The following is a 14,824-nucleotide window of genomic DNA, read 5'->3' on the forward strand; positions in this document are numbered from 1 at the left end:
GTATTTTCAACGAAATTTAAAACCTAACTATTTTGAAACATGTATCCTTCAAACTACTTTTTGTAGTTTCTGCCTTTCTTGCATTTTCTTGCTCTACAGCAAAAAAAGCCGGAAAATCAAGTAAAGATGCCACTGCCATGGCAAAACCTTCAGCTAAAAAACCTGGAAAAAACGATCCAAAACCGTACAACAAAGTCATCACCAAAGATGCAAAAAGTGATAAAGGTCTATTTACAGTACACACTGTAGATGATAAATTCTTTTACGAAATACCAGATTCTCTTTTTAACAGAGAAATGTTAATGGTTACACGTATTGCTAAAACCGCATCAGGCCTTGGTTTTGGTGGTGGAAAAACCAACGAACAAGTATTGCGTTGGGAGAGAAAAGACAAGAAAGTAGTACTTAGAGTTGTATCTCACAATGTTGTTGCAGCAGATTCACTTCCTGTAAGTGAAGCCGTTGTAAACTCTAATTTTGAACCTGTTTTATTTACGTTTCCTATTGCAGCGCTTGGTAAAGACTCAACAAGTACAGTCATAGATGCTTCGCCATTATTTCAAAAAGACGTAAAGCCTTTAGGTATTCCACAACGTGGTAGATCGACTCATAAAATATCGCGTATTGAAAGTGATAAGTCATTCATTGAATCGATAAAAAGTTACCCAAGAAACATTGAAGCACGTCATGTAAAAACATATACTGCCGGAAATCCTCCTTCTAACTCAAGCACAGGAAGTATTTCTGTTGAGATGAATAATTCTATGATCCTACTACCAGACGTTCCGATGAAACGTCGTTATTTTGATGAACGTGTAGGTTGGTTTACAAGTAACCAAATAGATTATGGATTAAAAGATCAAAAAAGTAAATCTGTAGTATTCCTAGACCGTTGGAGGTTAGAAGTTAAAGATGAAGATATTGAAAAATTCAAACGAGGTGAACTTGTAGTCCCTAAAAAGCAAATTGTTTATTACGTAGATAGAGCGACTCCAGACCAATGGAAAAAATACATTAAACAAGGTATTGAAGATTGGCAAGTAGCATTTGAGGCTGCAGGATTTAAAGAAGCAATCATTGCTAAAGATCCTCCAACGGTAGAAGAAGATCCAGAATGGAGTCCTGAAGATGCACGTTACTCAGTAGTACGTTACTTAGCGTCTCCTATTCCAAACGCAAACGGACCTCACGTTAGTGATCCAAGAACTGGTGAAATTTTAGAAAGCGACATTAACTGGTATCACAACGTAATGTCTTTACTACGTGGATGGTTCTTTGTACAAACGGCTGCCATTAATCCAGAAGCACAAAGCCCACAATTTAAAGATGAAGTTATGGGGCGTTTAATTCGTTTTGTATCGTCTCATGAAGTTGGTCACACCTTAGGTTTACCACATAACATGGGATCTAGTGTTGCTTACCCTGTAGAGAAGTTGCGTGATGCAGAATTTACAAAAGAATTTGGAACAGCACCATCTATTATGGATTATGCGCGTTTTAACTACATTGCACAACCAGGTGATGAAGGTGTAGCTCTAATGCCAGATATCGGAATTTATGATAAATATGCTATTTCTTGGGGTTACAGACCTATTTTAGATAAAACTGCTGAAGAAGAGAAGCCAATTCTTAACGAATGGATAATGAAGCATGCTGGCGATCCTCTGTATCGTTTTGGTCATCAACAATCTGGAGATGTCGTTGATCCAAGTTCTCAAACTGAAGACTTAGGAGATAATGCGATGCTAGCAAGTGAATACGGAATTAAAAACCTTAAACGTATTGTGCCAAACTTAATTGAGTGGACTACTGAAGCTGGTGAAGATTATGAAGATTTAGATGAAATGTATGGTCATGTAGTATCTCAATTTAATCGTTATATGGGACACGTTTCTAATAATATTGGAGGTGTATATGAAAATTATAAAACGGCTGACCAAGAAGGAGCTGTTTATACGGCTGTACCAAAAGACCACCAGAAAGAAGCTATGGCTTTTATTCAAGAGCACTTATTTGAAACACCAGAATGGTTAATTGACAAAGACATATTTGACCGAATTGAGTTTACAGGTTCTGTAGAACGTGTTAGAGCAATGCAATCTAGAACACTTAACAACATAATGAGTTTAGGTAAAATGCAACGTCTTATCGAAGCTAGCACGTATGATAACAATGCGTATGCCTTACCAGATATGATGAGTGATTTACGCGCAGGAGTTTGGAGTGAACTACGTACAAGAAAAGCAATAGACACATACAGACGTAATTTACAACGAGCACACATTGACAGATTAGAGTATCTAATGACGGCAGAAAACCAAACGCCGGGCAGACGATCTAGTTCTTCTTATGTTAAATTTACACCTGTAAATACTAGCCAATCTGATATTAGAGCGGTTGTTAGAGCTGAATTAACAGCCTTACGCAGTCAGTTACGTTCTTCACGTGGTAGAGATGCTATGAGTAGAATTCATATTGCTGATGCTATTGAGCGTATTAACCTTATTTTAGATCCTAAGTAATCTAAACAGAAACACAGTTTAAAAAAGGCTTCAATTTATATTGAGGCCTTTTTTTATTACCCTCTGTATGCGATTAAAAGTTCACACCATAACAAACAACACTTAAGTCAATAGACATAGGCATTAAATGTTAAAGCATCTGTTAAAAACTATTCTAAGATTAAACCTTACTAAGAATCATTGGTCTAAACAGTATAACATAAAACATAAAAGACATGAAAAAAGTATTAGTAATCGCCTTAGCTCTATTTACAATAAATGGTATGGCTCAGAAAAAAAAACAAACAAAAGACAAAAAAGACCGATCTGAATTAAGAGCACAAATGACTCCTAATGACATTGCAGATTTAAAATCTAAAAATTTAACTTTAAAATTAGATTTAACAGACGGACAACAACAGAAGGTACACAAACTTATTTTAGATAACGCTACTGACAGGCAACACTTAAGGGACAAAAACAAACCTAAAGAAGGTGAAAAGCGTGAAAAACCATCACAACAAGAAATGGTTAAAAGACAAAATGAAAGATTAGATGCACAAATAGAAATGAAGCGTGAAATGAAATCTATTTTAACCGAAGAACAATATGCCAAGTTTGAAAAAATGACACCTAGAAAAAACAAAAAAAGAGGTGTGCGCGCTCACAAAAGAGACAGAAATCATGATAAGCAACGCACTAAGAAATAAAAACTCAGACGTATTTCAAGAATAAAAAGTATCGCTTAAGCGATACTTTTTCATTTTATTGAATAAAATTGTTACTTTAGTGTCCAATTATTAAATAATCCATCCATAATGAAAAAAATAATTACACTTTGTTTATTTGTATTTGCACTATTTCTTGGCACTCAAACCGCTGTAGCTCAAAACAGTAAATTAGAAACCGCACAAAAGGTTAATACTGAAGCTGCTGAAAAAACTGAAGCTTTAAGACAGTTTGTTAAGTTTGATAACACTCAAAGAGATCAAATTTATGAAGCACAACAAGAATTTATTCGCTCCAGTTACGCAATTAAAAGCCAAAAGGAAACGGCCGACTATAAAAAAGAAAAGACTAAAGCGATAAGCGCGCATTTAGAAACTAGAATGAAAACTATTTTAAGTGCAGAACAATTTGAACGCTACAAACAGTTTTCAAGAAGTTAAATACACTATATTTTTATAAAAAAAGTCTCGCAATTTGCGAGACTTTTTTATTTACAAATCTTTTGCTATATCTTCTACTGCTGCTATTGTTTCGTTTAAATCTTCATAGCTTAAAGCGTCTGTTATAAACCAAGTTTCAAAAGCACTTGGAGCAATATATATACCTTTGTTTAACATACCATGAAAAAACCTTTTAAACGTATCATTATTTCCTTTAGCGGCTGAATCAAAATCAACAACAGCGTCTTTTGAAAAATGAACAGAAATCATAGAACCTATTCTATTGATCGTATGTGTTACATTGTTTTTATTAAGCGCATCAGCAATGCCATTGTGAAGATATTTTGTTTTCTCCTCTAGCCTATTCATTAAGCCCTTATCTGAATTAATCGTCTTTAACATCGCTAATCCTGCAGCCATCGCTAACGGATTTCCACTTAAAGTTCCAGCTTGATAAACAGGACCCAGCGGAGCCAAATGATTCATAATCTCATCTCTGGCTGCAAACGCACCAACTGGAAGACCTCCACCAACAACTTTTCCAAAACACACAATATCAGCATTAACTTGCTTAAGTTCTTGTGCGCCTCCATTTGCGAGTCTAAACCCCGTCATAACCTCATCGAATATTAATAAGATATTATGCGCATCACAAATCGCTCTTAAGCCTTCAAGAAAACCATCAATAGGAGGAATACACCCCATATTTCCAGCAATAGGTTCTAGTATAATAGCGGCAATTTCCCCTTTATTAGAATCTACTAAATCGTTTACATTTTCAAGATCATTATAAGTCGCTAAAAGTGTATCTTTTGCTGTGCCTTGCGTTACACCTGGACTATTTGGAGTTCCAAAAGTTACAGCTCCACTTCCTGCTGCAATTAAAAAGGAATCACTATGACCATGATAACAACCAGCAAATTTTATGATTTTATCCTTTTTTGTATACCCTCTTGCCAATCTAATTGCACTCATACAGGCTTCTGTTCCCGAATTCACAAAACGAATTTTATCAATATTTGGAACCATAGAAACTGCTAATTCTGCAATCTCTGTTTCAATCGCCGTTGGCATTCCAAAAGACGTGCCTTGTTTTGTTTTTTCAACAACAGCATCAACCACTGGAGGAAATGCATGACCCAATAACATAGGTCCCCAAGAATTTATATAATCTATAAAACGGTTTCCGTCTTCATCATACACATAAGCACCTTTTGCAGATTTAGCAAAAATAGGAGTTCCACCAACAGCACTAAACGCCCTAACTGGAGAATTTACACCGCCAGGAATTACCTCTTGAGCCTCTTTAAATAAAGCACTACTTCTTTGATATAACATAAATTAATTTGGAATAATAAGTTGTTGACCAATAGTTAGGTCATTCGATTTTAAATTGTTTTTAGCTTTTATAGCGTCCACAGTAGTTTTATATAACCTTGAAAGGGAATACAAGGTATCACCTTTTACTATGGTGTGTTTTTTAGAAGAGCCTTTCGGTGTGCCTTCTATTATTGTAGTCGAATTTCGTGTTGATTTGGTTGTTGTTCCATTAAGGACTTCATCATCATATTTATGAAGTTCGTAGCGTTCAATTAAACTAATTAATTTTTGCGGATACTTTCTATCTGTTGCATAACCTGCAGCTCTTAAGCCTCTTGCCCAACCTTTATAGTCGTCTTGTTTGAGCTTAAATAAGCCAGCATAACGACTTCGCCCTGTTAAAAATTCAGAATGATCTTCATAAGACATTTCTGCTTTTGGGTATTTTCGGAAACATTCTTGTGACCTATCATCATCATGGTAGATCTTAGCACCTGTCCAACCATGACATTTAATACCAAAATGATTGTTGGCCTTCACGGCTAAACGACCTTTTCCAACACCAGACTCTAATATACCTTGAGCCAAGGTTATACTTGCCGGAATCTTATGCGTTCGCATTTTATTTTTAGAAATTTCGGCATATAAATCAATATAAACCTCAACACTACTTGGAGCCTTATTTTCTTTTATTACAGGTGTATTAGTTTCAGACGTTTTAACCTCTTCTTTGCGCTCTTTTACAACAACAGTTTTGTTAGTGCTACTTCGTTTTTTCTTAGTAACGATTCCTTTTTTAGGACCGCAACTCATTGCCAATACAGCAACTAATAAGATTAGATATTTAAACTTCATGTTTTATACTTCAATTAAAGGGTGGTTTTTACGCTTCAGAATATTATTAACGCCTGCTATACCTTGCAAACCACCTGTGTGAATGGCTAGTAGTTTTGAATCGCTCGGAAAAAACCCACGCGCCATTAAATCAAAAATCCCAAACAGCATTTTACCTGTGTATATTGGATCTAAAGGGATGTTATAATCATTCTTAAACCTATTAATAAACGTAATCAATTCCGGCTTTATTTTACCATAACCACCAAAATGATAATCTGTTACTAATTCCCAATTATTTTGAGTTGCAAATTTACAAATATCTTCTTGTAAAAAATCACCTTTTAACGCAGGAAAACCTAATATTTTCTGATGACTTTTAGAAGCATTAATTAACCCAGAAATAGTTCCTCCTGTACCTACTGGACAACAGATATAATCGAAATATTTATCAGCATCTGTTAAAATCTCCTCACAGCCTTTAACGGCTAAGTCATTTGTGCCGCCTTCGGGAATTAAATAAAACTTGCCAAACCTACCTTTCAAGTTTTCGATAAAGTTTTTAGATGTTTTTTCCCTATAAGCCGTTCTTGAAACAAAATGAAATTCCATCCCTTGTTCTTTGGCAAAGCCTAAGGTTGAATTCATAGAATCTTTATCAGCTAATTCTTCACCTCTAATAACACCGATGGTCTTAAAACCATATGTTTTCCCTGCAGCGGCAACAGCGGCAATATGATTGGAATATGCACCTCCAAAAGTTAGTAACACTTTTGCACTACACGCTTTTGCAGCTTCAACATTATACTTCAATTTACGAAACTTATTACCAGATATAAATGGATGAATTTCATCTTCGCGTTTAATTACAATGTCAATAGAAGAACCCTCAATACTTATTTTCTGATTATGAATGGGATTGTGTAACAAATTCTTTTTAGTGTAAAAATAAGTAACCCTATTCTATTTCTCTACTAAAACAGCTAACCTTAACAATACTTAAAGACTTCTATTAAAAATAAGTTCTAAACTTAAAAAAAGGACGAGATCCTAAGTATTCAAAATCTTTTTCATTAGCATAAGCCTCACGCTCAAAAGAAACATTTTTATAGGCTATATGCCAGTTTCTATATTGAATTAATCGCATTAGAAATTCAAACATGTAAACTACATAAAATGGAATAATAAGCAACTCAAGTTGTTGTCTCAAATGTATTTTCTCATGATTTAAAAGCACCTTGTCCCCTTTTAAATCTTTAGATTTTAAAAACACAAATGGAAATAGCGTAATTCCGATATACCCTTTGGGCACTATATATTTTGAAATTAATATCACAACTTACTCACTTCAAAAATCAAACCATTCTCAATTTCATAAGAATGACAGCTAATAGGAAACCTTAACTAGGTCAAGAAGTTTTTACTCGAATTTACATTATCTTTGTTAGATATGAAAAAATACGTTCCCATTGAAGACGGAGACTACTACCTAACACCAGAAGGTTATCGTTGCTTCACAGAGCAATACCATTTAAAACGTGGATATTGTTGCGAGAGCGGCTGCAGACATTGTCCGTATGGTTTCAATAAAAAGACTTTAAAAAAATAGTAATGCATACTACAAAACATTCATTCAAAGACCAAATACTAGAAGGCATTCCAAATATATTACCAGAGCCAAAGCCTTATGATGCTTCAATAAATCATGCTCCTAAACGTAAAGCAATTTTATCCGCGGCAGAAGAAAAGTTAGCGCTTAGAAATGCCTTGCGCTACTTTGATAAAAAAGACCACAAAACCTTATTGCCTGAGTTTAAACATGAATTAGATACTTATGGCCGAATATACATGTATCGTCTACGACCAGATTATAAAATGTATGCCAGACCAATTTCTGAATATCCAGCTAAATCAAACCAAGCAGCAGCCATAATGCTTATGATTCAGAATAACTTAGATTATGCCGTGGCACAACATCCGCATGAATTAATAACTTATGGTGGTAATGGAGCCGTATTTCAAAATTGGGCACAATACCGCTTAACCATGAAATATTTAGCGGAAATGACTAATGAGCAAACTTTAACCATGTATTCTGGACATCCTATGGGGTTGTTTCCATCACATAAAGAAGCACCAAGAGTTATCGTCACTAACGGTATGATGATTCCCAATTATTCTAAACCAGACGACTGGGAAAAATTTAATGCTTTAGGCGTAACGCAATACGGACAAATGACTGCCGGAAGTTATATGTATATTGGACCACAAGGCATCGTACATGGTACAACTATTACTGTGCTTAATGGCTTTAGAAAAATAAAAAAAGAACCTAAAGGTAATTTGTTTGTGACGTCGGGATTAGGCGGAATGTCAGGAGCACAACCAAAAGCAGGAAATATTGCAGGCTGTATTACTGTTTGTGCTGAAGTGAATCCAAAAATCACTCAAGTACGATTAGATCAAGGTTGGATTGATGAAAAAATAACAGATTTAGACCAACTTGTAAATCGCGTTAATAAAGCTAAAGCCGAAAAAGAAACCATTTCAATTGCCTATTTAGGAAACATTGTAGACGTTTGGGAAAAATTCGAAGAGGCTAATATTCATGTCGATTTAGGAAGTGATCAAACCTCATTACACAACCCTTGGGCAGGAGGCTATTATCCTGTTGACATCTCTTTTGAAGACGCCAACAAAATGATGGCAAATAATCCCGAATTGTTTAAAGAGAAAGTTCAAGAAACCTTGCGTCGTCACACCAACGCCATAAATAAGCATACCGCAAAAGGTACTTATTTCTTCGATTATGGTAACGCTTTTTTATTAGAAGCGTCTCGAGCTGGTGCAGATATTATGGCAGACAATGGAATTGATTTCAGATACCCAAGTTACGTTCAGGATATCATGGGACCAATGTGTTTTGACTATGGTTTTGGACCATTTCGCTGGGTTTGTGCTTCTGGAAAACCTGAAGATTTAGCAAAAACAGACGACATTGCTTGTAAGGTTCTTGAAGGCATAAAAAAGAATTCACCGATAGAAATTCAGCAACAAATGGCTGATAATATTCAATGGATAAAAGGAGCTCAAGACAATAAACTCGTTGTCGGATCACAAGCAAGAATCTTATATGCAGATGCTGAAGGCCGTATGAAAATAGCAGAAGCTTTTAACCAAGCCATAAACAACGGAGTCATAGGTAATGTTATTTTAGGCAGGGATCATCACGACGTTTCAGGTACAGATTCACCGTATAGAGAAACCAGTAATATTTATGATGGTTCACGTTTTACAGCAGATATGGCTATTCATAATGTGATTGGAGATAGCTTCAGAGGAGCCACTTGGGTCAGTATTCATAACGGAGGAGGCGTTGGTTGGGGAGAAGTTATAAACGGTGGTTTTGGTATGGTTCTTGATGGTACTAAAGAAGCATCAAAGCGATTAAAACAAATGCTATTTTGGGATGTAAACAACGGTATCTCAAGACGAAGCTGGGCTAGAAACGAAGGAGCCGTTTTTGCAATAAAACGCGCTATGGAAATCGAACCTAACTTAAAAGTCACTTTGCCAAATTTCGTTGATGACAGCTTATTAAATGACGTATAATTTTAAAAAAAGGTATTATGAAAAAACTACTCAAACTTACTCCAATATTTCTTTTATTAATTGGATTAGCATCTTGCAGCTCTGTAAAAGTTGCCGCTGATTACGATAGAGAAGCTAATTTTGATAATTACAAAACCTTTGCTTTTTTTAAGCCTGGTATTGATAAAGCAGAAATTAACGACATTGATAAGCGAAGAATTCTAAGAGCAATTGAAGCTGAACTGATGGCTAAAGGTTATACGAAATCAGAAAACCCAGATATGCTAGTTAGCATGTTTACCAAATCTAACCAACGCGTAGATGTTTACAACAATGCTTGGGGCTATGGAGCTTGGGGCTGGGGAGGCTATGGCGGTTGGGGTTGGAGATCTGGTTGGAACAACAACAATCAGGTAACTACTACAACAGAAGGAATGCTATTTATAGACCTTATTGATACCGCAAAAAAAGAATTAATTTGGCAAGGCTCCGGAACTGGAAGTCTAAATTCCAATAACCCCGAGAAAAAAGAAGCTCGTATTAAAGAGTTTGTATCTAAAATGTTGGAGCAATTTCCTCCAGAGAAATAACAACTTTTATTACACAAAAAAAAAGCACTAGTTTAAAACTGGTGCTTTTTTTATGGGCTAAACTCTATAACATTACATCTTAAATCTAAATAATCTATCTTTGCCGCCTTTTAAAAGTATATATTATGAAATTTGGGAAAAACACCCTAAAAAACTTTACTCAAAACCCAAAAAATGATATTCTAGCTGGTGTTACAGTATCATTAGCAATGATTCCTGAAGTTGTTGCCTTCGCATTTGTCGCGCAAATTAGTCCGATTGTTGCACTGTTTGGGGCCTTTATAATAGGAATTGTATCAGCCCTATTCGGGGGACGACCTGGTTTAATCTCTGGAGCCGCAGGAGCTGTTGCTGTTATTTTTGTTCACATGATTCAAGAAGGACATGCTAAAGGTTTATTATTTGACACACCTGTAGACAACATGGGTTATTTTTATTTACTAGCAGCCGTTGTTTTAATGGGACTCATTCAAATTTTAGCAGGCGTTTTTAAACTTGGTAAATTTGTACGTTTAATTCCCCATCCTGTAATGCTGGGTTTTGTAAACGGATTAGCTATTGTCATTTTCTTGGCGCAACTCGGAATGTTTAAAGAAAATACTAAGGATATTTTCGGTCAAAACATGCGCAAAACCGAATCTAAAGAGTTGGTTTACAATGTAAGTGATAATTCCGTTAGAGATTTAATTTCTGACACCAAAATATTTTCAATAAATGAAGACACAGTAACTAATATCAGTACAGGTGAGCGTGTTTTTATTATAGCAGACAATCAAGTTTATGATATAGACACTAAACAAGTTGTTTTTAATATAAAAGATAATGGCTTCTATTCGGTAAGAGATAATGGAGTTGTAAAATCTACAATGGAAGGCGAAAAACTCTATATAATGATTGGTTTAGTCTTACTCACCATGTTCATAATTTGGGGTTTACCTAAACTAACAAAAAAAATGCCTGCTGCATTAACAGCCATCTTAATTGTAACGTTAATCTCCATTTTCGGCGGACTTCATTCTATCAATGTCGGAGACTTTATACGAGATGGTGGCGGAGCAGGTTTAAATGGATTTGACGAACTTTCCAGTAAACTTAACCTTAGTGAGCTATGGAGTCATCTACCCTTTAATTTAGACACTCTAAAATTTATTGCCCCTTACGCCTTTTTAGCCGCTTCGGTAGGCCTTATAGAAACATTAATGACCATGAATCTTGTAGACGAACTAACAGACTCTAGAGGAAATGGAAACAGAGAATGCGTCGCTCAAGGCGCAGGTAACATGGTCAGTGGTATCTTGGGAGGAACTGGTGGCTGCGGAATGATAGGTCAAACCGTAATTAATATTAATGCAGGAGGACGAGGTCGTTTGTCTGGTGTAATGATGGCAATTACCCTATTGACTTTTATTTTATTCGCAGATAAATACATAGAACAAGTTCCTATTGCAGCCTTAGTTGGTGTTATGTTTATGATGGTCATTGACACGTTTGCTTGGTCTAGTTTTAGAATTATGAAAAAGATACCTGTATCAGACGCTGTTGTACTGGTTATTGTTTCGGTGGTAACTGTTTTCTTCGATTTAGCTATTGCTGTTTTTGTTGGTGTTATTATTTCAGCTTTATCCTTTGCATGGGAGAATGCTAAGAAAATTAGGGCACGTAAACGCATTCAAAAAGACGGAACTAAAACGTATGAAATTTGGGGACCATTATTCTTTGGAAGTATTACTGCTTTTAATGAAAAATTTGATATTAAAAATGACCCTGACAATGTAGAGATAGATTTTGTTGAAGCCCGTATTTCAGACCATTCTGCCATTGAAGCTATTTTTATTATTGTCGAAAAATATCAAGCTGAAGGAAAAACTATAAAACTAAAGCACCTAAGTGAAGATTGTAAAATTTTATTGTATAAAGCCAGTCCTAAATTTAAAGATGTTATAGTTGAAGCCATTGATGATCCACGCTATCATTTAGCAGCCGATCCTGAAAGATTTACAAAACCATTATCAGAGTATAATGTTTAAACTTCAAGTGTAAACGAACTAAACATTCAAACTGAGTTAGTTAAGTCATTTTTAAAATAAGCGACTTAAATTAATTGAATTTCAATTAATTACATTATATTTGCAGCTTAATTTAATATATTTTAATATGAGTACTGGTACAGTAAAATTTTTTAATGACTCTAAAGGTTTTGGATTCATAACAGAAGAAGGAAACGGTAAAGAGCATTTTGTACATATTTCTGGTTTAGTCGATGAGATTAGAGAAGGTGATAATGTAGAATTCGATTTAGCAGAAGGAAAAAAAGGATTAAACGCAGTTAATGTAAAAGTTATATAATTATATATCTTACAATCTTTTTAAGAAATAGAGCCTATCCAAACCGGATAGGCTTTTTTATTTGATTCAAACCCCTGAGAATTTAATAATTCAACAAGGTTTCAATTTTAGCTTTTACTTTTTCGGTTGAAGGAATCATCGTTTCTTCCAATGTAGAATTTAAAGGAATAGCTGGCATATTCTCACTTCCAATAGTCATAACAGGTGCGTCTAAATACTTAAAACATTCCTCTTGAATTTTCCCAGATAATGCGCGAGCAAAACTATTGTTGGAAGGCTCTTCTGTAACTACTAAACATTTTCCTGTTTTTTTAACCGATGTCATAATCGTGTCTTCATCTAATGGAAATAACGTTCGCAAATCAATCACTTCAATTTGGTCTTTCATACCTAATTCTTCAGAAGCATTCATAGCCCAATGCACGCCCATACCGTAAGTGACAATGGTGATAGTTTCTACATTATCCTGTTTCCAGATTTCTTGAAGCAGCCAAGCTTTCCCAAATGGTAATACATAATCTTCAGATGGCTCTATAGATGTGGCTCCTTTAGTGCCTGGAACTTTAGACCAATACAGGCCTTTGTGTTCTAAAATCACTACCGGATTTGGATCATAATAAGCCGCTTTCAATAAGCCTTTTAAGTCTGCTCCATTACTTGGATAAGCAATTTTTATGCCTCTAATATTGGTAATTACAGATTCTACAGAAGATGAATGGTAAGGTCCACCACTACCATAAGCTCCAATTGGCACTCTAAGAATCATAGAAACTGGCCATTTGCCATTAGATAAATAACAGCTTCGACTCACTTCGGTAAACAGTTGATTCAATCCAGGCCAAATATAATCCGCAAACTGAACTTCGACTATTGGTTTTAAGCCTACAGCAGACATGCCAACGGTACTTCCAACGATAAAGGCTTCTTGAATTGGGGTATTAAAAACGCGGTCGTCGCCAAATTTTTGCGCTAAAGTAGCGGCTTCTCTAAATACACCGCCTAATCGTCCACCAACATCTTGGCCATAGAGTAAGCACTCTTTATGTTTTTTCATGAGTTCCTCAACCGCAAATAATGCACAATCTACCATCACTACTTTTTCTGCGCCTTCTGGTGCTCGTGTACCTTTTTCTTCTGTGATTGGCGTTGGTGCAAAATCATTAGTAAATAAATCTTCTGGTTTTGGGTCTTCGGCTTGTAACGCTTTTTCGTAGTCCGATTGCACCTTTTCCTTTGCGGAATTTTCAATAGCTAAAACTTCGTCTTCTGAAAAACCTGCATCCAGCATTTGTTGTTTTAAAACTGGATAAGGGTCGCGAGAACGCGCTTCCTCCAAATCATCGCGATACCATTCCATGCGCACACCAGAAGTATGATGATTTAGCAATGGTACTTTGGCGTGTACTAAAAATGGTCGTCGTTCTTCACGTATCGTTTTTATAACTTTTTCGACAGCTTCATAACTTTCTGTAAAATTAGCACCATCAATTGAAATGGCTTCTAAACCGTGAAATCCTTTTGCATATTCAAAGGCATTTTGGGCTCTAGTTTCGCCTTCATTCGCAGATATATCCCAACCGTTATCTTGCACTAAATATAAGATTGGCATTTGTTTTAAAGCTGCCATTTGAAAGGCTTCTGCTATTTCGCCTTCGGTTACTGATGCGTCGCCTAAGGAACAGACTACAAGTGGTGCATGCCCGCGAACGCGGGAATCTTCTGAATGAACAGAAGAATCATATTCGATTCCTAAATTTTCTTTTGTGTTTTGTGCTTTGCCATTTTCTTGGTTTTCATCCGCGAAGAGATTACCGCTTTCGCGGTAATTAAATCCCATAGCAACTCCTGTGGCTGGAATCGCTTGCATGCCTGTTGCCGATGATTGATGTGGAATTTTTGGCTTATCCTCATCTTTTAAACTAGGATGCGAATAATAGGTCCTTCCACCTGAAAACGGGTCGTCTTTTTTGGCTAATAGTTGTAGCATTAAATCATAGGGTTCTAACCCAAATGATAACAACATAGCATCATCTCTATAATACGGAAAGGCATAATCTTGAGGTAATAATTGCATACCTAATGCAATTTGAATAGCCTCATGACCACGAGATGTGGCATGTACATATTTTGAGACTTGTTTAAAATTAGCTTCGTATAATTCTGCCATTGCTTTTGCAGTGCAGAGTTTTGAGAATCCTTTTTTTAATATTTGTTTCTTCATATTAATCGTTCTGTCATTGCGAGGACGAAGGACGTGGCAATCTCTTGATGAGACATTTCGCCTTCGTTAAGAATGATGCTATTAATTTATTTTAAAATTATTACTCAGAGTTTCACTGAGTTTACACAGAGATACACTGAGGTTGTTTTTTAGACCTGTCAGGTTTTAAAAACCTGACAGGTCTTTTCGATGTTGAACGGTTCTCATTATCCGTAACCATAAAATTATATTTTTTACACCCCTAAAGTCCCC

At 35.7% G+C, this 14,824-nt stretch carries 13 protein-coding genes; 8 read left to right on the top strand and 5 right to left on the bottom strand.

The window, feature by feature from the left end; translation table 11 throughout:
• Positions 1 to 29 precede the first annotated feature (29 nt).
• The 3 genes from K1X16_RS13880 (at position 30) to K1X16_RS13890 (ending at position 3,670) form a co-directional block, all read left to right on the top strand.
• Positions 30 to 2,522 (top strand): zinc-dependent metalloprotease, encoded by a 2,493-nt coding sequence (locus K1X16_RS13880; protein WP_410530023.1) that lies wholly within the window; start codon positions 30 to 32, stop codon positions 2,520 to 2,522.
• Between the two features lie 215 nt (positions 2,523 to 2,737).
• On the top strand, positions 2,738 to 3,211 hold the full coding sequence (locus K1X16_RS13885) for a Spy/CpxP family protein refolding chaperone (RefSeq protein WP_225036834.1): 474 nt from the start codon (positions 2,738 to 2,740) through the stop codon (positions 3,209 to 3,211).
• Between the two features lie 108 nt (positions 3,212 to 3,319).
• Positions 3,320 to 3,670, top strand: a complete 351-nt coding sequence (locus K1X16_RS13890) for a hypothetical protein (RefSeq protein WP_225036835.1) — start codon at positions 3,320 to 3,322, stop codon at positions 3,668 to 3,670.
• A gap of 51 nt (positions 3,671 to 3,721) precedes the next feature.
• On the opposite strand, the gene hemL is transcribed toward K1X16_RS13890, so the two are convergent.
• The 4 genes from hemL to K1X16_RS13910 all read right to left on the bottom strand — a co-directional run bounded on the left by hemL (position 3,722) and on the right by K1X16_RS13910 (position 7,160).
• A complete protein-coding gene (hemL, locus tag K1X16_RS13895; protein WP_225036836.1) occupies positions 3,722 to 5,008 on the bottom strand; it encodes a glutamate-1-semialdehyde 2,1-aminomutase in 1,287 nt (428 codons plus the stop codon).
• A gap of 3 nt (positions 5,009 to 5,011) precedes the next feature.
• A complete protein-coding gene (locus tag K1X16_RS13900; protein WP_195871396.1) occupies positions 5,012 to 5,845 on the bottom strand; it encodes a glucosaminidase domain-containing protein in 834 nt (277 codons plus the stop codon).
• Positions 5,846 to 5,848: 3 nt separating this feature from the next.
• A complete protein-coding gene (locus K1X16_RS13905; RefSeq protein WP_225036837.1) occupies positions 5,849 to 6,754 on the bottom strand; it encodes a 1-aminocyclopropane-1-carboxylate deaminase/D-cysteine desulfhydrase in 906 nt (301 codons plus the stop codon).
• Between the two features lie 82 nt (positions 6,755 to 6,836).
• A complete protein-coding gene (locus K1X16_RS13910; RefSeq protein ID WP_225036838.1) occupies positions 6,837 to 7,160 on the bottom strand; it encodes a hypothetical protein in 324 nt (107 codons plus the stop codon).
• Between the two features lie 114 nt (positions 7,161 to 7,274).
• On the opposite strand from K1X16_RS13910, the gene K1X16_RS13915 reads away from it, so the two are divergent.
• The 5 genes from K1X16_RS13915 to K1X16_RS13935 all read left to right on the top strand — a co-directional run bounded on the left by K1X16_RS13915 (position 7,275) and on the right by K1X16_RS13935 (position 12,351).
• Positions 7,275 to 7,433 carry a DUF5522 domain-containing protein gene (locus K1X16_RS13915; RefSeq protein WP_195871399.1) on the top strand — a complete coding sequence of 53 codons (159 nt, stop codon included), beginning with the start codon at positions 7,275 to 7,277 and terminating at the stop codon, positions 7,431 to 7,433.
• A gap of 2 nt (positions 7,434 to 7,435) precedes the next feature.
• On the top strand, positions 7,436 to 9,436 hold the full coding sequence (locus K1X16_RS13920) for a urocanate hydratase (protein ID WP_225036839.1): 2,001 nt from the start codon (positions 7,436 to 7,438) through the stop codon (positions 9,434 to 9,436).
• A gap of 17 nt (positions 9,437 to 9,453) precedes the next feature.
• Positions 9,454 to 10,005, top strand: coding sequence for a DUF4136 domain-containing protein (locus tag K1X16_RS13925; protein ID WP_225036840.1), 552 nt, complete (start codon positions 9,454 to 9,456; stop codon positions 10,003 to 10,005).
• 125 nt (positions 10,006 to 10,130) lie between these two features.
• On the top strand, positions 10,131 to 12,032 hold the full coding sequence (locus K1X16_RS13930) for a SulP family inorganic anion transporter (RefSeq protein WP_225036841.1): 1,902 nt from the start codon (positions 10,131 to 10,133) through the stop codon (positions 12,030 to 12,032).
• 127 nt (positions 12,033 to 12,159) lie between these two features.
• Positions 12,160 to 12,351, top strand: coding sequence for a cold-shock protein (locus K1X16_RS13935; RefSeq protein WP_179339703.1), 192 nt, complete (start codon positions 12,160 to 12,162; stop codon positions 12,349 to 12,351).
• Positions 12,352 to 12,433: 82 nt separating this feature from the next.
• Here K1X16_RS13935 and K1X16_RS13940 read toward each other — a convergent pair whose 3' ends face one another.
• Positions 12,434 to 14,572 (bottom strand): thiamine pyrophosphate-dependent enzyme, encoded by a 2,139-nt coding sequence (locus tag K1X16_RS13940; protein ID WP_225036842.1) that lies wholly within the window; start codon positions 14,570 to 14,572, stop codon positions 12,434 to 12,436.
• Positions 14,573 to 14,824: the final 252 nt, after the last annotated feature.

The sequence above is a fragment of the Winogradskyella sp. SM1960 genome (assembly GCF_020179375.1).
GTDB lineage: Bacteria > Bacteroidota > Bacteroidia > Flavobacteriales > Flavobacteriaceae > Winogradskyella > Winogradskyella marina.